This window comes from Brevundimonas sp. G8 (assembly GCF_902506205.1).
GTDB lineage: Bacteria > Pseudomonadota > Alphaproteobacteria > Caulobacterales > Caulobacteraceae > Brevundimonas.
In genome coordinates this window covers 1826667-1842986 of record NZ_LR732816.1, presented here as the reverse complement: position 1 = coordinate 1842986, position 16320 = coordinate 1826667, and the positions used below count along the sequence as shown (strand labels likewise).

The 16320-nt window shown below is 66.1% G+C and carries 19 protein-coding genes and 1 pseudogene; 11 read left to right on the top strand and 9 right to left on the bottom strand.

Going from position 1 to position 16320, the window contains the following annotated elements; translation table 11 throughout:
* Window positions 1–73: 73 nt before the first annotated feature.
* The 3 genes from dusA (at window position 74) to CHRYSEO8AT_RS08990 (ending at window position 2578) form a co-directional block, all read left to right on the top strand.
* The gene (dusA, locus tag CHRYSEO8AT_RS09000) at window positions 74–1090 is read left to right on the top strand and encodes a tRNA dihydrouridine(20/20a) synthase DusA (RefSeq protein WP_159849260.1); all 1017 of its coding nucleotides are present in this window, start codon (window positions 74–76) and stop codon (window positions 1088–1090) included.
* Window positions 1091–1156: 66 nt separating this feature from the next.
* The gene (locus CHRYSEO8AT_RS08995; protein ID WP_159849258.1) at window positions 1157–1825 is read left to right on the top strand and encodes a hypothetical protein; all 669 of its coding nucleotides are present in this window, start codon (window positions 1157–1159) and stop codon (window positions 1823–1825) included.
* A gap of 195 nt (window positions 1826–2020) precedes the next feature.
* Entirely contained in the window at window positions 2021–2578 is a 558-nt protein-coding gene (locus tag CHRYSEO8AT_RS08990) for a 3D domain-containing protein (RefSeq protein WP_159849256.1), read from the top strand.
* 73 nt (window positions 2579–2651) lie between these two features.
* Here the strand turns inward: CHRYSEO8AT_RS08990 and CHRYSEO8AT_RS08985 are convergent, their stop codons facing one another.
* From CHRYSEO8AT_RS08985 to CHRYSEO8AT_RS08975, 3 genes are all read right to left on the bottom strand, one after another.
* Window positions 2652–3542, bottom strand: coding sequence for a hypothetical protein (locus CHRYSEO8AT_RS08985; protein WP_159849254.1), 891 nt, complete (start codon window positions 3540–3542; stop codon window positions 2652–2654).
* Window positions 3543–3622: 80 nt separating this feature from the next.
* Window positions 3623–3946, bottom strand: coding sequence for an Mpo1-like protein (locus CHRYSEO8AT_RS08980; protein WP_159849252.1), 324 nt, complete (start codon window positions 3944–3946; stop codon window positions 3623–3625).
* Between the two features lie 183 nt (window positions 3947–4129).
* The gene (locus CHRYSEO8AT_RS08975) at window positions 4130–6028 is read right to left on the bottom strand and encodes a DEAD/DEAH box helicase (RefSeq protein ID WP_159849250.1); all 1899 of its coding nucleotides are present in this window, start codon (window positions 6026–6028) and stop codon (window positions 4130–4132) included.
* 206 nt (window positions 6029–6234) lie between these two features.
* Here CHRYSEO8AT_RS08975 and CHRYSEO8AT_RS08970 point away from each other — a divergent pair, with 206 nt between their 5' ends.
* Entirely contained in the window at window positions 6235–6444 is a 210-nt protein-coding gene (locus tag CHRYSEO8AT_RS08970; protein WP_159849248.1) for a flagellar basal body rod C-terminal domain-containing protein, read from the top strand.
* Between the two features lie 20 nt (window positions 6445–6464).
* Here CHRYSEO8AT_RS08970 and CHRYSEO8AT_RS16135 read toward each other — a convergent pair whose 3' ends face one another.
* On the bottom strand, window positions 6465–6635 hold the full coding sequence (locus CHRYSEO8AT_RS16135; protein WP_236547484.1) for a hypothetical protein: 171 nt from the start codon (window positions 6633–6635) through the stop codon (window positions 6465–6467).
* Here CHRYSEO8AT_RS16135 and CHRYSEO8AT_RS16290 point away from each other — a divergent pair.
* Both CHRYSEO8AT_RS16290 and CHRYSEO8AT_RS16130 read left to right on the top strand, forming a co-directional pair.
* Window positions 6616–6771 (top strand): annotated as a pseudogene (locus CHRYSEO8AT_RS16290) (energy transducer TonB); the annotation flags it as partial. The gene CHRYSEO8AT_RS16135 and the pseudogene CHRYSEO8AT_RS16290 overlap by 20 nt on opposite strands.
* Before the next feature lie 123 nt (window positions 6772–6894).
* Window positions 6895–7257, top strand: a complete 363-nt coding sequence (locus CHRYSEO8AT_RS16130) for a hypothetical protein (RefSeq protein ID WP_236547483.1) — start codon at window positions 6895–6897, stop codon at window positions 7255–7257.
* On the opposite strand, the gene CHRYSEO8AT_RS08960 is transcribed toward CHRYSEO8AT_RS16130, so the two are convergent.
* Complete coding sequence (locus tag CHRYSEO8AT_RS08960) at window positions 7232–7912, bottom strand: winged helix-turn-helix transcriptional regulator (protein WP_159849244.1); 681 nt, start codon at window positions 7910–7912, stop codon at window positions 7232–7234. The two genes, CHRYSEO8AT_RS16130 and CHRYSEO8AT_RS08960, sit on opposite strands and share 26 nt — an antisense overlap.
* A gap of 59 nt (window positions 7913–7971) precedes the next feature.
* Here CHRYSEO8AT_RS08960 and CHRYSEO8AT_RS08955 point away from each other — a divergent pair, with 59 nt between their 5' ends.
* The 5 genes from CHRYSEO8AT_RS08955 to CHRYSEO8AT_RS08935 all read left to right on the top strand — a co-directional run bounded on the left by CHRYSEO8AT_RS08955 (window position 7972) and on the right by CHRYSEO8AT_RS08935 (window position 10674).
* The gene (locus CHRYSEO8AT_RS08955; RefSeq protein WP_159849242.1) at window positions 7972–8415 is read left to right on the top strand and encodes a VOC family protein; all 444 of its coding nucleotides are present in this window, start codon (window positions 7972–7974) and stop codon (window positions 8413–8415) included.
* Window positions 8415–8873 carry an SRPBCC family protein gene (locus CHRYSEO8AT_RS08950; protein WP_159849240.1) on the top strand — a complete coding sequence of 153 codons (459 nt, stop codon included), beginning with the start codon at window positions 8415–8417 and terminating at the stop codon, window positions 8871–8873. Before CHRYSEO8AT_RS08955 ends, CHRYSEO8AT_RS08950 begins: the two co-directional genes overlap by 1 nt.
* Window positions 8873–9355, top strand: a complete 483-nt coding sequence (locus tag CHRYSEO8AT_RS08945; protein ID WP_159849238.1) for a VOC family protein — start codon at window positions 8873–8875, stop codon at window positions 9353–9355. Before CHRYSEO8AT_RS08950 ends, CHRYSEO8AT_RS08945 begins: the two co-directional genes overlap by 1 nt.
* A gap of 22 nt (window positions 9356–9377) precedes the next feature.
* Window positions 9378–9731, top strand: coding sequence for a DUF1428 domain-containing protein (locus CHRYSEO8AT_RS08940; RefSeq protein ID WP_159849236.1), 354 nt, complete (start codon window positions 9378–9380; stop codon window positions 9729–9731).
* A 76-nt stretch (window positions 9732–9807) separates the two neighbouring features.
* On the top strand, window positions 9808–10674 hold the full coding sequence (locus tag CHRYSEO8AT_RS08935) for a Ku protein (protein ID WP_159849234.1): 867 nt from the start codon (window positions 9808–9810) through the stop codon (window positions 10672–10674).
* On the opposite strand, the gene ligD is transcribed toward CHRYSEO8AT_RS08935, so the two are convergent.
* The 4 genes from ligD to rpoD all read right to left on the bottom strand — a co-directional run bounded on the left by ligD (window position 10675) and on the right by rpoD (window position 16259).
* A complete protein-coding gene (gene ligD / locus CHRYSEO8AT_RS08930; RefSeq protein WP_159849232.1) occupies window positions 10675–13248 on the bottom strand; it encodes a DNA ligase D in 2574 nt (857 codons plus the stop codon).
* A gap of 34 nt (window positions 13249–13282) precedes the next feature.
* Window positions 13283–14014 (bottom strand): extensin family protein, encoded by a 732-nt coding sequence (locus CHRYSEO8AT_RS08925; protein WP_236547482.1) that lies wholly within the window; start codon window positions 14012–14014, stop codon window positions 13283–13285.
* A gap of 64 nt (window positions 14015–14078) precedes the next feature.
* Window positions 14079–14258 carry a DUF2256 domain-containing protein gene (locus CHRYSEO8AT_RS08920; RefSeq protein WP_159849228.1) on the bottom strand — a complete coding sequence of 60 codons (180 nt, stop codon included), beginning with the start codon at window positions 14256–14258 and terminating at the stop codon, window positions 14079–14081.
* A 51-nt stretch (window positions 14259–14309) separates the two neighbouring features.
* A complete protein-coding gene (gene rpoD / locus CHRYSEO8AT_RS08915) occupies window positions 14310–16259 on the bottom strand; it encodes an RNA polymerase sigma factor RpoD (protein WP_159849226.1) in 1950 nt (649 codons plus the stop codon).
* Between the last annotated feature and the right edge of the window lie 61 nt (window positions 16260–16320).

Genomic DNA, 16320 nt, shown 5'->3' with positions numbered 1-16320 from the left:
CCTATAAAGCGGCTCTCCTGCGCGGGAAGCCCCATCGCGACCGTCGCCAAACAGCACGTCGATTCCAAATATAATGTCGTTGAACGCCTCCCGCACGCTCTCCATCGCCCCAATGATGGATTGGACCGACCGGCATTGCCGGGCGTTTCACCGTGCGCTGACGACGCGGGCCTTGCTGTATACCGAGATGGTGACGGCGCCGGCGGTGTTGCATGGGGATCGCGAGCGGCTGTTGGGGTTCGATGCGTTGGAGCATCCGGTGGCGCTGCAACTGGGCGGGTCGGATCCGGCGCAGTTGGCTGAGGCGGCCAAGATCGGAGAGACTTTCGGTTACGACGAGATCAATCTGAACGTCGGCTGCCCGTCCGACCGGGTCCAGTCGGGCCGGTTCGGGGCCTGTCTGATGCGCGAGCCGGAGCTGGTGGCTGACTGTATGGCGGCGATCCGCAAGGCGGTGACCGTGCCCGCCACCGTCAAATGCCGCATCGGCGTGGACGATCAGGATCCGGCGGTCAGCCTGTTCGCCACGGTGGACGCCTGCGCCGCCGTCGGGATCGAGGTCTTCGTCGTCCATGCGCGCAAGGCCTGGCTGAAGGGTCTGTCGCCCAAGGAGAACCGCGACGTGCCGCCGCTGGATTACGCCCTGGTGCGCCGGCTGAAGCGCGAACGGCCGCATCTGAACATCTCGATCAACGGCGGCATCGCCTCGATGGACGAAGCCAAAGCCCATCTGGACGACGCAGACGGGGTCAAGCTGGACGGGGTCATGCTGGGCCGCGCCGCCTATCATGAGCCGGCCATCCTGGGTCAGGCGGACCGTCGCCTGTATGGCGAGGCCGTCGCCGACACCGACGCCTTTGCCGCGCTGGACCGCTATCGTCCCTATATGGCCGCGCGGTTGGCCGAGGGACTCGCCCTGCCCGCCATGGCCCGGCACATGCTGGGCCTGATGCATGGCCGCCCCGGCGCGCGCGCCTTCCGCCGCATCCTGACCGTAGAAGCCATCCAGCCCGGCGCCGGACTGGAGGTGCTGGACCGCGCCGTCGAAGCCGTGCGCGAGGCCGAGGCGCGGCGGGACGAGGCTGCGTAACTCAATCTTCAGGGGCACACCGGCAGGGTGAAGCAAACCTCCTCCCCTCCTGTTCGGATACACGTCATGAAAGCCCTGTTCGTCGCCGCCGTCGTCACGGCCGCCCTGCCCGCTGCGTCGGCCCTCGCCCAGCAAGACAGCCGTTTCGCCGTCGGCGCCCAGGTCGGCACGCCGGGCGCCGGCCTTCAGGCCCAGTTCGCCCTCAGCCCCGTCGTCGTGCTGCGCGGCGGCTATGACGTGCTGAACTGGGATCGCGACCAGACCTACAAGGGGATCGATTACGACGCCAAGATCGACTTCAAGTCGCCCGGCGCCTTCGTGGACGTGCATCCGTTCCGCAACGGCTTCCTGATCTCGGGCGGCGCCTATTTCGGGGATCGCAAGATCGATCTGGACGCCACGCCCACCGGCAACGTCAATGTCGGCGGCGCGACCTTCACCCCGGCCCAGGTCGGGACGCTGACGGGCCGCATCGACCTGGAAAGCACCGCGCCCTTCGTCGGCTTCGGTTACGACAACACCTTCACGCGCGGCGGCCGCCTGGGCTTCCGCATCCTGGCCGGCGCCGCGTTCGGCGACTCGCCCCAGGTCAATCTGGATGCGCGCGGCGGAACCCTGTCCAACGACCCCATTTTCCGGGCGCGGCTGGATCAGGAAGAGCAGGACATCCAGTCCGAGGCCGACGATTACAAGATCCTTCCCGTCGTTCAGGCGGGTCTGAACTTCAAATTCTGATAGCCGAACCCGTCCCTGGCTTGCCGCACGGGCGCGCAAGCTGGGGATGGATAAATCATGAAAAACAATGTGTTAACTTAGAAACAAATCGTAACGCAAAGCACGCCGGACGATTTGGCCGCTTTCTCGCCACAAGTTAACGCGACAAGGCCAGCGCCGGCGGCGTTGGGAGCCGGTGTCTCCTGAGCGAAACTCATGATCGGCGCTTCCGCTGCTATCGCCATGCTTTGGGCCGCCGTGTCGTCTGTGACGAGCGGGCCTGTCCCCTACAATGATGTCGTAGCGGCGGATGAAGTCAGGGTTGAAACCCTTGCCGCCACCGTCGGTTCCACCGAAATCGAAACCGCGCTGAACGCCGAACAGGCCGAGATGATGGCCTCAGATCCCGACTGGCGCGCATCGGCGCGCCTCTATCACGCAGGCGGCGGCGGCGCGACGGGCAACGATTCCCTGGGTTGCCGTCCGATCGCCATGCGCACCGTCGCGGTCGATCCCCGCGTCATTCCCCGCCGCACCAAGCTGTTCATTCGCGAGACGGTGGGCCTGCGTATGGCCGACGGCACGATCCACGACGGCTACTGGTACGCGTCGGACACCGGCGGCGCCATCAAGGGCCAGAAGGTCGACCTCTACACCGGCAACGGCCGTGGCTCGATGAACCAGGCGCAGCGTCTGAACATGCGCACCCTGACCATCGTCGACGCCGGCGACTTCGACGGCTGCCCCCCGGCCTGGACCACCGCCTCCAACTGATCCGATGCGGAAATGAAAACGCCGGCTGACCGCGAAGGTCAGCCGGCGTTTCCGTGTCTGCGTCTAGCTGCGATCAGTCCAACTCGGACACTTCCAGCGTCGATTGCACCATCGAGCCGTTATAGGTGCCGACCCAGATGTCGTAGCGGCCGCTCTGGGGATTGGTGATCGTGACCTTGGGATCCAGATCGCCGCCGCTGTCGTCGTCGCAATAGAAGCGGCCGTTCGGCGTGTTGATCAGCAGGGTGGTGTCCTCCTCGGCCCGCACGCGGAACGTCAGGTCGGAATCGCCCGGCTCGAAGAATATCTGAATGTCCGGCGCCGCGCTGACCGAGCCTTCGCAACCCGACTTGGCGGCCGAGGCGGGCGACGAACCGCCGGCAAGTATCGACTTGGTCCAGGGATCGGGCGTGAACCCGCCGCGCAGATTGGCCGTGCCGTAGTTGGGCTCCAGTTCCATGTTCGGCGCAGGCCCCGAGGTCATGTCCGTGCCGCCCAGTTCGCTGATCTGCAGCGTCGACTGGACCATGCTGTCGTCATAGGTGCCCAGCCAGATATCGTAACGGCCGCTCTCGGGATCGGAGATCGTCACCATCGGGTCCAGGTCGCCGCCGCTGTCGTCGTCGCAATACCACCGGCCGCCGGGGCTGTTGACCAGCAGGGTGGTGTCCTCGGACGCCAGGGCCTTGATGGTCAGGTCCAGATCGCCGGCCGTGAAGTTCAGTTGCAGGTCGGGCGCGGCGCTCACCTTGCCCTCGCAGCCCGATTGCGCGGCCGAAGCGGCGATCGAACCGCCGGCCAGGATCGACTTGGTCCAGGGGTCGGGCGTGAAGCCCGTCTCCAGCTCGACCGAGCCATAGTTGGGATCCAGATTGAAGTCGGGCTTGGCCCCGGCCTTCTGCGCCAGGCTGACGCCCGGGGCGAACAGGACCGAGGCGGCGGCGACGATGGCGATGGATTTCATGAGCGCTCCCTCCAGCAGCGGCGAGGCGCCGCAGGACCAGACTAGTCGGTTTCAAAAAACCGCGCAGCTTGAAATGCGGATCAGAAGCGGCGCTTGCCCGACACCGTCTCGAAGAACAGACGGAAGTCGCCCATCAGGCTCCACAGCGGATATTTGAACGTCGCGGGCCGGTTCTTCTCGAAGAAGAAATGCCCCACCCAGGCGAAGCCGTATCCGAGCAGCGGCATGGCCAGCAGCCACCAGGGGTTTTGCGTCGCCACAAAGACCCCGAACGCCAGGATCACCAGGCCGGTGCCCACGACGTGGATGCGTCGGCACGTGCGGTTGGAATGCTCGTGAATGTAATAGGGATAGAAGGCCTCGAACGAGGCGTATCGACCATCAGGTGCGGACGGCGTGCTCATGAGCGGAAGGTGCGCCCGGATGAGACGGGTGGCAAGGGCAGCTCTACCCTCTCGTCATCCTAGGCCTTGTGCCTAGTATCCAGACTCCCGGTAGTGAAAGTGGCGAACAATTGCAGGCACCGGGAGTCTGGATCCTCGCCACAAAAGCGAGGATGACGGACTAATCTTTAGACGTGTAACGCCTTAGCCCTTGGGCTTGCCCTTGAAGCCGTCCTTCTTGAAGTTCGGCTTGCCCTGGAAGGCCTTCTTGGCGAACGGCTTGTCGGCTGCTGCGTTCGAGCGCGGGTTGCCGCCGCCGTCTGCCTTGGGCGCCCAGGGCTTCTTGAAGGCCGGACGGGCGTCGCCCGCGCCGCCGTCGGCGCGCTTGTAGGGGGTCTTCTTGAAGGGACGGTCGCCTTCTTCGCGACGCGGCTTGCCTTCGTACCGACCGGCCTTCATCGAACCCGGCGTCGGGGCTTCCGACGGCGTGATCTTCACCTCGTCCTTGGACGCAGCGACGGCTTCGCGGAAGGCTTTTTCGTGGGTCTTGGCGACCTCGAAACGGGTCTCGTCGGGGAAGGTGCGGATGGCGCCGATCTGGGGCTTGGTGATGCCGCCGATGCGGCAGATCAGCGGGATCAGCCATTTCGGGTCGGCATTCTTGTTGCGGCCCACGTCCAGGCGGAACCAGACCACGTCGTCGGAGCCCAGGCGGTCGCCCGGCCACGGCTGGGCCGCCGTACCGTCGTCGTTGCGCACGGTGCGTTCGCGCTTGGCGGGACCGCGATCCGAGCCCGGATCGGACAGTTCTTCCGGCGCCGGCTGTTCCTTGCGCAGCAGACGCACCAGGGCGGCGGCGATCTCGTCGGGCGTGCGCTCGGCGATCATCCGCTTGGCGACGATCATGTCCTCGTCGGAGACCTCGGCCTCGAAGAACTCGGGCGACAGCAGACGGCCTTCGTCGGCCTTGCGGATTTCGTCGAAGGTCGGCGCGCCGGTCCAGACGGCGTCGACGCCGGCCTCGTCCATCAGACGCTCCGCCTTGCGGCGGCGCGAGTGCGGCACCAGCATCACGGAGACGCCCTTCTTGCCCGCACGGCCCGTCCGGCCCGAACGGTGCAGCAGGCCGGCGCGGTTCATCGGCAGTTCGGCGTGGATGACCAGGCCCAGGTCCGGCAGGTCCAGACCGCGCGCGGCCACGTCGGTGGCGACGCAGACGCGGGCGCGGCCGTCACGCAGCGACTGAAGCGCGTCGGTGCGCTCGCGCTGACCCATCTCGCCCGACAGGCTGACGGTCGAGAAACCACGCTCCAGCAGCGAGGATTGCAGGTGACGCACGCTATCGCGCGTGGAGCAGAAGACCATGGCGCGCGGCGCCTCGAACCAGCGCAGGGTGTTGACCACCGCATGCTCGATCTCGTTCGGCGCGATGCGATAGGCGCGGTATTCGATGTCGGCGTGCTGGCGCGTCTTGTCGGTGGCGTCGATGCGCACCGCGTCCTTCTGATAGCGTTTGGCCAGGGTCGCGATCTCGCGCGCGATGGTCGCCGAGAACAGCAGGGTGCGGCGTTCGGCCGGCGCCTGGTCCAGGATGTGCTCCAGATCTTCGCGGAAGCCCATGTCCAGCATCTCGTCGGCCTCGTCCAGCACGGCGACCTTCAGCTCTGACAGGTCCAGGTTGCCCCGGTCGATGTGATCCTTCAGGCGGCCGGGCGTGCCGACGACGATGTGGACGCCGAAGCTGAGGGCGCGCGCTTCACGGCGCGCATCCATGCCGCCGACGCAGGTGGCGATCTTGGCGCCGGAGTCGGCGTACAGCCATTCCAGCTCGGCCGCGACCTGCATGGCCAGTTCCCGCGTCGGGGCGATGGCCAGGCACAGCGGCGCGCCGCCGGGGGCGAAGATCGGCTTGTCGCCCAACAGGGTCGGGGCTGCAGCCAGACCAAAGGCGACGGTTTTGCCCGAGCCCGTCTGGGCCGAGACCAGCAGGTCGCGACCAGCGTATTCGGCTTCCAGGACAGCGGCCTGAACCGGGGTTGGTTCGGCATAGCCCTTGTTGATCAGGGCGCGGTCGAGCGCGGGATGGACGGCGGGAAAGGGCATAGGAAACCTGGGCAAACGGACAAGGGCGGTCGTTGAAACGACCGCGCCCGGCCGAGGTCAGACCTCAGGCCGGGCGAATGATGGCGCTCTATACACGAATAAGGGCGCAAGCGGGGCGGAAAACACCGTTCACCCTGTTCCTTCAGGCGACGTTGACCTGAAAGACGCAGTCTTGAGATCGAACGCACCTCGCCCGGACCCTCGTCATGCAAGCGCTTTCCATCGCCGCCGCCGGAATGACCAGCGCCCAGACGCGCTTCGACAACAGCGCGCGCCGCACCGCGACCGCACCGCTCGACAATCTGGCCGAGGAAACCGTCGAACGCCTCCAGGCCAAGACCGCCTTCAACGCCAACGCCGCCGTGGTCCGCACCGCCGACGACATGACCGGAACCCTGCTGGACATCCTGGCTTGAAGCCTTAAGCGTCGAACACGCTAGGGGAAGCCGTCGGGGATCGTCATGCGTGTTTGGTTGGTGGCAGTGATAGGTGCAGCCACGGTGATGGTCGCCTCGCCCAGCTTGGCGCAGCGCACCTCTTCGTCATGGAAAATCCCGCCTGCGGCGTCTGAGAACGACTTCCCAGGCTTGGCGGTATTGTTGGGCATAGACGGCCGCGTCGTCGTCGAATGCACCGCGACCGTAAGCGGTCAGGCTAAAGACTGCGAAGTGCGCTCCGAATTGCCTGAAGGGCTAGGCTTCGGCGAGCGTGCTTTGGAGGTCGTGCGTCGCGGAACGCTGAACCCGGCGACCATAGACGGTAGAGCCCAGCCAAGCCGCTTCCGCGTCGCTATTCCCTTTACGACCGAGCGACCACGCCGTTCCCAGACGCCGCCTTGGAGAGGGCCGCGGCCGACACCGGCCGCTATGGCCGCCGCCGACATTCTGGCGCAACAGATGCTGGAGGATATTCCCGAGCCCTTCATGCCCGATATCGAAGCGCCTGCGGATCGCCGGGCGCTGATCGAGTCGTGGTTTCGACAAGAGTCTCCCTCGGCGACAGAGACCCGGCGAATCTTCGCGACGCTTTTGGCGCGCAATATCGCAGAGGTCGATCTGCAGGCGATGTCTCAAGGTCGACCGCCCGTCTCCAAGACGCCGCCAGATTCCGAGCAGATGATGAAATCGTCCCTCGATCTCTTCGACCCCGAGGCTGTCGCCATCAAGGTCCGCGCCCGCTACTGCGCGCGCTTTGGCTGCGAAATCACCCCGCTTTCTCCGGCAGGTTGAAGAAGCCCGCGAACCGGTCGAACACGGCACGATCGCCGGTGACGGTCATCATCCCATCGGCCTCGAAGGCAGCGGGCGGAACCTTGCCATAGACGCAGGCGGCGACCAGCGGCGGCTGCGTCGTCAGAACGACCTCGGCGGCGTCCGTCGCATCGCGGCGCGTCGTGATGATCCCGCCTTCGACCTGCACCACGAACCCTTCATCGCCGAAGACGAAACCCAGGCTCATGACCGCATCGCCGGCCAGACCCGGGTCGAACATCGTCTCGAACGACTGCATGATCGACACCGCGCTGATCGGCAGGGTCGGGTCGTGCAGCGGGGAGCGCGCCGCCCAGCCGCCCAGCACCATGAAGACCGGCTTGATCTCATAGCCCCAAGGCGTCAGCTCATAGACCTGGACCGAGGCGGGCGGGGGCAGCTTTCTGCGCCGCAGGATGCCAGACGCTTCCAGCCCCTCCAGCCGCTGCGTCAGCACATTGGCCGAGATGCCGTGCAAATCCTTTCTCAGGTCTCCGAACCGGCGCGGTCCCATCATCAGTTCGCGGATGACCAGCAGCGCCCAGCGCTCGCCGATCAGATCCAGCCCGTGCGCCGCGCCACAGGCGTCGTGATATTTGCGTCCGGCCTTTTCGGTTACTTTTTCTAACTTCATGGTTGACTATCATAATCATTGGAGTCAGATTTCGCAAACAAACAAGGAGAGGAAACGCCGTGTCCCAGCTGATTTTCATCAACCTGCCCGTCACCGACCTGCCCAAGTCCATCGCCTTCTACGAGGCCGTCGGCGCGACCAGAAACCCAATGTTCAGCGATGACACGGCCGCCTGCATGGTGGTGTCGGACGTGATCCACGTCATGCTGCTGACCCACGACAAATGGCGCACCTTCACCGACCGCCAGATCCCCGACGCCCATGTCTCGGCCCAGATGTCGCTGTGCTTCTCGTGCGACAGCCGCGCAGCCGTGGATGAGGTGGTGCAGAAGGCGGGCGCTGCGGGCGGCATGATGGACCCCAACCCGATCCAGGATCACGGCTTCATGTACGGTCGCGGTTATGCCGACCCCGACGGCCATATCTGGGAGCCGATGTGGATGGACCCGGCCGCCGTCTCCGCCGGCCCCGAGGCCTTCGCCGCCGACGCCTTGGTGTCGTGATGGCCGACCCCCGCGAACTCAGCATCAGCCGCCTGATCCAGGCCTCGCCAGAAACCGTCTGGAAGATCTACACCCAGCGCACCGGCGAATGGTTCTGCCCCCGCCCCTGGACCACCCCGGTCGTCGATTGGGACCTGCGCGTCGGTGGACGGGCCAATATCGAGATGGCCTCTCCCGAGGGCGAACGCCATCCCCATTTCGGCGTCTTCCTGGAGGTCGTGCCGGGCCGCAAACTGGTCTCGACCGGCGCCTTCACCGAGGGCTGGGTTCCCCAGTCCGGGGATCTGGACTTTGTCCGCATCGACACCTTCGAGCCCGAGGCCGGGGGCACGCGTTACACCTCCATCGCCCGCCATTGGGACGAGAAGACCGCCGAGACGCATAAGGCGATGGGCTTCGAACAGGGCTGGGGCGCCGTCGCCGATCAACTCGCCGCCCTCGCGGAAGGAGACGCGTGATGGCCGACAAGATCGTTCCCTGCCTGTGGTTCGACGGCGACGCAGAGGCGGCGACCGCCTTCTACGTCTCCCTTTTGCCCGACAGCCGCGTGATGGCGGTCAATCGCTCGCCCGTCGATACGCCGTCCGGTCCCGCCGGATCGGTCCTGACGGTCCAGTTCGTACTGGCGGGCCATGAGTATGTGGCTCTGAACGGCGGCCCGAACTTCCGCTTCACCGAGGCCGTCTCCTTCATGGTCATGACCGAGGATCAGGCCGAGACCGACCGCCTGTGGGACGCCCTGATCGCCGACGGCGGCAGCGAGAACGCCTGCGGCTGGCTGAAAGACCGCTGGGGCCTGTCGTGGCAGATCACGCCTCGCCGCCTGATGGACCTGACCACAGATCCCGACCCGGCGCGCGCAGCCGCCGCCATGCAGTCCATGATGACCATGCGCAAGATCGACATCGCGGCGCTGGATCGCGCCGTCGCCGACCTCTGAACCCAAACCAAGGAGACGACCGATGACCTATGTGACCGGCTTCCTGACCCCCGTAAAATCCGAGGACAAGGCGCGCTACGTCAAGTCCGCCGAGGTCGCCTGGCCCCTGTTCCAGAAATACGGCGCCCTGTCTCAGGTCGAGACCTGGGGCGAGGACGTTCCCGACGGCAAGCTGACCAGCTTCCCCATGGCCGTGAAGCTGGAGGACGGAGAAGTCGTGGTCTTTTCCTGGGTGACATGGCCCGACCGCGCCACCGCCGACGCCTGTTTCGGCAAGATGCAGGACGACCCCGGCTTCGCCGACATGGACATGCCCTTTGACGGCAAGCGCATGATGTGGGGTGGGTTCGAGGTCGTCTTCGACGGCAAGGCCTGACCCACGTCTGACGTCGGGCGGCCATGTCCGAACCCAAATCGCCCCGGTGCATTGTCATGGATCGAGGAGAAACGACATGGCCGCTCGCCCCACCTGGCAAGGACATCTGAAGCTGTCGCTGGTCACCTGTCCGGTGGCCCTCTACACGGCGACGACCAGCACGAACGACGTGCGGTTTCACCTGATCAATCCCGACACCAACAACCGCATCCGCATGGTGCCGACCGACCCCGACACCGGCCCGGTCGAGCGCAGCGACCTGGTGCGCGGCTATGAGGTGTCCAAGGACGAATACGTCCTGTTCGACGACGCCGACTTCGACAAGGTGAAGCTGGAAAGCACCAAGACCATCTCCATCGACAAGTTCGTCGACGAGTCGGAAATCGACCGTCTGTATTGGGACGATCCCTTCTTCGTCGTCCCCGAAAAGGGCGCGGGCGTCGAGGCCTTCGCCGTCATCCGCGACGCCATGAAGAAACAGGGCAAGGTCGCCCTGGGCTGCCTGGTCCTGCGCGGCAAGGAACGTCAGTTGGCGCTGGAAGTGCGGGACAAGGGCCTGATCGCCTACACCCTGCGCGCCCATGACGAGGTGCGTGATTCCGACGACTATTTCGACGACATCCCGACCGTGAAGGCGGACCCCGACATGGTCGAGATCGCCGCCCGCATCATCGGTCAGAAGGAGGCGGACTTCGATCCGTCCGACTTCAAGGACGGCTACGACGACGCCCTGCGCGCCATGATCAAGACCAAGTCCAAGGGCGGCAAGGGCGTGGTCGACGTCGCCGAACCGGACGACACCAACGTCATCGACCTGATGGCGGCGCTGCGCAACAGCCTGAAGGGTTCGGCGACGGGGGCGAAGAAACCCGCCGCCAAGAAGGCGCCGGCGAAGAAGGCCGCACAGAAGAAGCCGGCGGCGAAGAAGAAGGCCGCCGCCTGACTATTTCGAACTCACCCCCATCGCCTTCAACGCCGGCTTCAGGCTGACCGCCGAGGCGCGGAAGTCAGCCCACGGATCGGGCTTTTTCAGCAGCGCCTCATAGGTCCATAGATTGAACGCGGCCGGGTCCAGCCCCGCCCTCACCTGCCCCCACGACAGCGGGAAGGCGATCCCCGCCCCCGGCCGGGCGCGCGGCGACCAGGGCGCGACCGCCGTCGCCATCCGCCCGTTTCGCAGATAGTCGATGAAGATCTTTCCGCCCCGCGCCTTCTTGGCCAGGGTCGTGGTGAACCGGTCCGGCGCCTCGACGCGGATGGCCTCGGCGACCGCCTTGGCGAAGGCCTTGTTCTGGTCCCAGGTGACGCGCGATCGGGCGTCGGTCTTGATCGGCACGACGACGTGCAACCCCTTGCCCCCGGTCGTCTTGACGAAGGCCGCTAGGCCCAGCGCCTCGATCTTCGCCTTCACCCCCTTGGCCGCCGCGATCACGTCGGCGAAATCCAGTCCCTCGTCGGGATCCAGGTCGAAGGTGATCTGGTCCGGGACCTCCGGCGCGCCGGGCGCACAGCCCCAGGGATGCAGCTCCAGCCCGCCCGACTGGGCGATGGCGACCAGGCCGCCCACATCGACGGCGGCGACGTAGGGGGTGCGCGCCTTGACGTCGATCAGCTTCAGGCGCGGGTTCGACCCCGCCATGGCGTGGCGCTGGAAGAAGGTCTCGCCGCCGATCCCCTCGGGCGCGCGAATGATCGAGGTCGGCCGGTCCGCCACATGGGGAAGGATGCGCTCGGCCGCCGTCTCGTAGTATCGCGCTAGGTCCGCCTTGGTGATCGCCGGCCGCTCGCCGACGGCGGGCCATAGCACCTTGTCAGGGCTGGAGATCGTCACCCCCGCCACGACCACCTTGCCGGGCTTTCCCGCCGCCCGCACCGTCGTGGTCGCCTTCGTGTCGGCCTCGCCCATCTCCGTTGGCGGTTGCGGCGCCTGCGTCACTTCGGCGGCGGTCTTGTCCTCGCGCAACCCCTTGAACGCCGCCTGCCTCAGCGAGCCCGCCTCGGTATATCCGCCATGTTCAACCTCGGCGACCAGCACCGGCTTGACCCAGTGGATGTCCTTGGCCGCCTTGGGCGCGCCTGTCCCGCCAAAGGGAGACTTGTCGGCCGCCACGCCCTTCAGCGCCGGGACCAAAGTCTTCGTCACCGCCTCGCCATAGCCGGTCCCAACCCGGCCGAGATAGCGCAGGCCCTTCTTGTCGCGCACTCCGACCAGCAGAGACCGAAACCGCGTCCCGCCCTCCGACGACCAGCCGCCGATCACCACCTCGTCGCGCCCCCGGCATTTGGACTTCAGCCAGGTCGATGACCGCCCCGCGTGATAGGGCGCGTCGAGCTTCTTGGAGATCACACCTTCCAGATCCATCTTGCAGGCGCTTTCCAGCACCGCCTGCCCGGTCGAGGCGAAATGCTCGACGTAGCGCAGCCGCGTTGCGCCCGCCTTGCCGATCCGGTCCACATAGGCCTGCAGCCGCGCCTTGCGATGCGACAGCGGCAGTTTGCGCAGATCCTCCGCCCCCTCGAACAGCAGGTCGAAGGCGAAATAGACCAGCCCCCCCGTCTTCTCGTCCGAGATCGCAGCCTGCAACGCCCCGAAGTCCGGCATGTGATCGTCGTCCAGCGCGCACAGTTCGCCGTCGATCACCGCATCGGGCCATGTCGCCGCGTTCGCCGCCAGGTCCGGGAACCGGTCGCTCCAGTCCAGACCCTTGCGCGTCCTCAGCACCGCCCGACCGCCGCCGACGCCGATCTGGATGCGATAACCATCGAACTTGATCTCGTGCGCCCAACCAGCGCCGCCTGGCGGGTGGTCGGTCACCTTGCACAGCTGGATCGGGATAAAGGCCGGCGGCTTGCTGGCCTTCGCCGCCGCCTTCGACGGCTTGGGCTTGGCCGGGCCCTTGCGCCCCGTCGGCTTGGACGCCGTCCATTCCTTGGTCCCGTCCGCAATCTCGGCCAGCGACCGACCCGTGGTGACCGAGGCGTCGATCTCGGCCAAGGCGTCACCCTCGCCCGCCACGGCGAACTCGTCCTTCTCCTTCAGCAGGAGCCAGTTGTTCCGTTTGGACGGCTTGCCCCGGTCGCTCTTCAAACGGATCAGCGCCCATTTGCCCTTCAGCCGCTCGCCGTGAAGGATCATCTTGATCTGACCCTTGGCCCATGCCGCCTCAAGGTCCGGCTCCTGCGGCTCCCAGGTTCCGATGTCCCACATCTGCACCGTGCCGGCGCCATAGTTTCCGTCCGGGATCGTGCCTTCGAACGAGCCGTAATCCAGCGGATGGTCTTCGACCTCGACCGCCAACCGTTTGACCGCCGTGTCGCGTGACGGCGCCTTGGTCACGGCCCAGGATTTAAGCACTCCGTCCGCCTCGATGCGGAAATCATAATGCAGCCGCGTCGCCGCATGACGCTGGATCAGATAGCGGAACCCGCCTTTCGACCGCCCGCCCTTGGCGCCTTTCGGCTCCGGGGTCTCGCCGAACCGGCGCTTGGCCTGATAGGTCTTCAGTTCACCGCGCATGAAGCCGTAATCCGCCTCAGGCGAAACCGTTGCGTTAGCGACAGAACCGCGTGTCTGTCGCCTCCAGATGCAGATGGTCGTGGTGGACGGCGTTGTAGTCGGGGCTCAGCGTCGTACCGAAGATGCGGCAGGCGTCGTCGCGGATGCGGCGCAGGAAACGCGCCTCGGCCGTGTCGCCGCTCCAGTCCCTGGCCACCATGATCCGCCGCCCGTCCCTCAGCCGCACCCCGGCGAAGTCCAGCGCCGCCGCCTGGGCATGGGCGCTGATGCGGTTGGACCCCACGCCGTTGTTCACGTTGCGACAGGCGTAGGCGCCCATGTGATCGATCTGGACCACGTCCGAACCCAGGATCTCGCGCGCCGCCGGCTCCAGCGACTGGCGTCGCCATATGCTCAGCGCCAGCGCCGTCTGGCAGGTCATCTCCACATCCCCGGGCGTCATGCGCGCCACGGTCCCCAGGTCGGCGCCCAGAACCCCGCCTTGGCTCAGGCCGCAGGTCGCGGTGTTCTGGCGATCCGGCACGGGGCTGAACCGCACCCGCGCGGCGTTCAGCTCGGCCAGGCACCGCCCCAGGTCCCGCCCCTCGCGCACGACTGCGCCCTGCGTGCCCCCATCGATGGCCCGATCCACCAACCCCCCGACCAGGGGCGCCTCGGTGCGCGACGGATAGGGTGAGGGCCGCAGCGGCTCGGGCGGCCGCCGCACGCAGCCGCTCAGAATCAGCACGACGCTGAGGGCGATCAGGAAAGGCGAGGCGCGAGACACAGCAAACATCGTCGCGACGCTATCTGATTCCCGGATCGCTCGCGGTCACGAGGCGGAGAGCCATCTACCGTTGATCTTCGGACGCGCCCTTGGCCCGACACCTGTCCGAGCAGAACCGCACCTGTTCCCAGTCCCGCACCCACTTCTTGCGCCACGCGAACTGCAGGCCGCAGGCGGAGCAAAGCTTTTGCGGCAGGTCGGCCTTGGCGGGCGCCGTGCCGAGGTTGACGTGCTTTCGACCCATGTCGCCTGCCAAGAAAAAGGGCGGCCCCGTCGGAGCCGCCCCTGATCGTCTTCAGCTGTCCAGGAAGGATCGCAGTTTGCGCGACCGCGACGGGTGCTTCAGCTTGCGAAGCGCCTTGGCCTCGATCTGACGGATCCGTTCGCGCGTCACCGAGAACTGCTGGCCGACTTCTTCCAGCGTGTGGTCGGTGTTCATGCCGATGCCGAAACGCATCCGCAGAACCCGTTCCTCGCGCGGCGTCAGCGACGCCAGCACGCGGGTGGTGGTCTCGCGCAGGTTCGACTGGATGGCAGCGTCGATGGGCAGGACGGCGTTCTTGTCCTCGATGAAGTCGCCCAGGTGGCTGTCTTCCTCGTCCCCGATCGGGGTTTCCAGCGAGATCGGCTCCTTGGCGATCTTCAGGACCTTGCGGACCTTCTCCAGCGGCATGGCCAGCTTTTCGGCCAGTTCTTCCGGCGTCGGCTCGCGGCCGATCTCATGCAGCATCTGGCGCGACGTGCGGACGATCTTGTTGATCGTCTCGATCATGTGCACCGGGATGCGGATCGTCCGCGCCTGGTCGGCGATGGAGCGGGTGATCGCCTGACGGATCCACCAGGTCGCGTAGGTCGAGAACTTGTAGCCGCGACGGTACTCGAACTTGTCGACCGCCTTCATCAGGCCGATGTTGCCTTCCTGGATCAGGTCCAGGAACTGCAGGCCGCGGTTGGTGTATTTCTTGGCGATGGAGATCACGAGGCGCAGGTTGGCCTCGACCATTTCCTTCTTGGCTTGCCGCGCTTCGCGTTCGCCCTTCTGCACGGTCTGGACAATGCGGCGATAGTCGTCGATCGGCAGGCCGGCTTCGAGCGCCACGGCGGCGACGTCGCTGCGAATGGTCGCGATCTGCGTCGCTTCGTTGTCGCTGAACTTGGTCCAGCGCACGCCTTGGTCCTTGATCCGCTCGGTCCAGGTCGGGTCCAGTTCGGCGCCGAAATAGGCCTTGAGGAACTCAGGCCGCGAGATGCCGTAGCTGTCGGCCAGACGCAGCAGACGGCCTTCCAGACCGATCAGGCGCTTGTTGATCGCATAAAGCTGCTCGACCAGGGCCTCGATGCGGTTATTGTTCAGCTTCATCGTCTTCAGACGGTCCGAGATGGACAGCGTCAGGGCGCGATAAGCCTTCTCGTCCTTGGCGCTCAGCACCTCGCCCTTCAGGCGGGTCTGGACCAGCTTGTCCTGCAGCCCCCGGAACGCGCCGAAGTCGGCGGCGATCAGGTTCAGCACCTCCATCACGCCATCGCGCAGCTCGGCTTCCAGCGCCGAGATGGACATGCCGCCGCCGTCGTCGAAATCGTCGTCGTCATCGTCGTCGTCGGATTCGGGCTTGGCCTCGGCCGCCGGTTTTTCCTCGGTTTCTTCTTCCGCCTCAGCCTCGGGCTGAGCGGCGCCGGGCAGGGACGACGGGTTCAGCACACCGTAAGTGGCGTCGAGGTCGATGACCTCGCGCAGCAGGATGCGGTTGTTCTCCAGCTCGTCGCGCCACACCATGATGGCCTCGAAGGTCAGGGCGCTTTCGCACAGACCCGAGATCATGGCGTCGCGGCCGGCCTCGATCCGCTTGGCGATGGCGATTTCGCCCTCGCGGCTCAGCAGTTCGACCGAGCCCATCTCGCGCAGATACATCCGCACCGGGTCATCGGTGCGGTCATAGGCGGCCTTGGCGGGCGCCTCGGCGACGGCGGTGCCGGCGGCGGCGGCGACGTCGGTGGACTGCTGCTCCTGCGCGTCCTCCTCGGCCTCGACGACGTTGACGCCCATCTCGGACAACATGGCCAGGGTGTCTTCAATGGCGTCGGGCGTGACTTCTTCGGACGGCAGAACCTTGTTCAGCTCCTCCATCGTCACATAGCCACGGGCCTTGGCCTGTTTGATGAACTTCTTGACGCCGGCGTCGGTCAGATCGAGCAGGGGTCCATCGGTCGAAACCTCGGTGTCCTGCGTCTCGGTCTGTGCGTTCATAGTCAGTCTGTCTCCAGCCGGAGGGGGTGATCAATCCGCCCCGGCGAAAAATACAATGCCT

Bases quoted from the DNA above. Each gene is read 5' to 3' on its own strand.
- CHRYSEO8AT_RS08970 (WP_159849248.1), top strand. From the start codon at position 6,235: ATGCAAGCGCTTTCCATCGCCGCCGCCGGAATGACCAGCGCCCAGACG.
- CHRYSEO8AT_RS08980 (WP_159849252.1), bottom strand. From the start codon at position 3,946: ATGAGCACGCCGTCCGCACCTGATGGTCGATACGCCTCGTTCGAGGCC.
- CHRYSEO8AT_RS08935 (WP_159849234.1), top strand. From the start codon at position 9,808: ATGGCCGCTCGCCCCACCTGGCAAGGACATCTGAAGCTGTCGCTGGTC.
- CHRYSEO8AT_RS08940 (WP_159849236.1), top strand. From the start codon at position 9,378: ATGACCTATGTGACCGGCTTCCTGACCCCCGTAAAATCCGAGGACAAG.
- ligD (WP_159849232.1), bottom strand. From the start codon at position 13,248: ATGCGCGGTGAACTGAAGACCTATCAGGCCAAGCGCCGGTTCGGCGAG.
- CHRYSEO8AT_RS16135 (WP_236547484.1), bottom strand. From the start codon at position 6,635: ATGCCCAACAATACCGCCAAGCCTGGGAAGTCGTTCTCAGACGCCGCA.
- CHRYSEO8AT_RS08985 (WP_159849254.1), bottom strand. From the start codon at position 3,542: ATGAAATCCATCGCCATCGTCGCCGCCGCCTCGGTCCTGTTCGCCCCG.
- CHRYSEO8AT_RS08950 (WP_159849240.1), top strand. From the start codon at position 8,415: ATGGCCGACCCCCGCGAACTCAGCATCAGCCGCCTGATCCAGGCCTCG.
- dusA (WP_159849260.1), top strand. From the start codon at position 74: ATGTCGTTGAACGCCTCCCGCACGCTCTCCATCGCCCCAATGATGGAT.
- CHRYSEO8AT_RS08995 (WP_159849258.1), top strand. From the start codon at position 1,157: ATGAAAGCCCTGTTCGTCGCCGCCGTCGTCACGGCCGCCCTGCCCGCT.
- CHRYSEO8AT_RS08990 (WP_159849256.1), top strand. From the start codon at position 2,021: ATGATCGGCGCTTCCGCTGCTATCGCCATGCTTTGGGCCGCCGTGTCG.
- CHRYSEO8AT_RS08975 (WP_159849250.1), bottom strand. From the start codon at position 6,028: ATGCCCTTTCCCGCCGTCCATCCCGCGCTCGACCGCGCCCTGATCAAC.
- CHRYSEO8AT_RS08945 (WP_159849238.1), top strand. From the start codon at position 8,873: ATGGCCGACAAGATCGTTCCCTGCCTGTGGTTCGACGGCGACGCAGAG.
- rpoD (WP_159849226.1), bottom strand. From the start codon at position 16,259: ATGAACGCACAGACCGAGACGCAGGACACCGAGGTTTCGACCGATGGA.
- CHRYSEO8AT_RS16130 (WP_236547483.1), top strand. From the start codon at position 6,895: ATGGCCGCCGCCGACATTCTGGCGCAACAGATGCTGGAGGATATTCCC.
- CHRYSEO8AT_RS08960 (WP_159849244.1), bottom strand. From the start codon at position 7,912: ATGAAGTTAGAAAAAGTAACCGAAAAGGCCGGACGCAAATATCACGAC.
- CHRYSEO8AT_RS08920 (WP_159849228.1), bottom strand. From the start codon at position 14,258: ATGGGTCGAAAGCACGTCAACCTCGGCACGGCGCCCGCCAAGGCCGAC.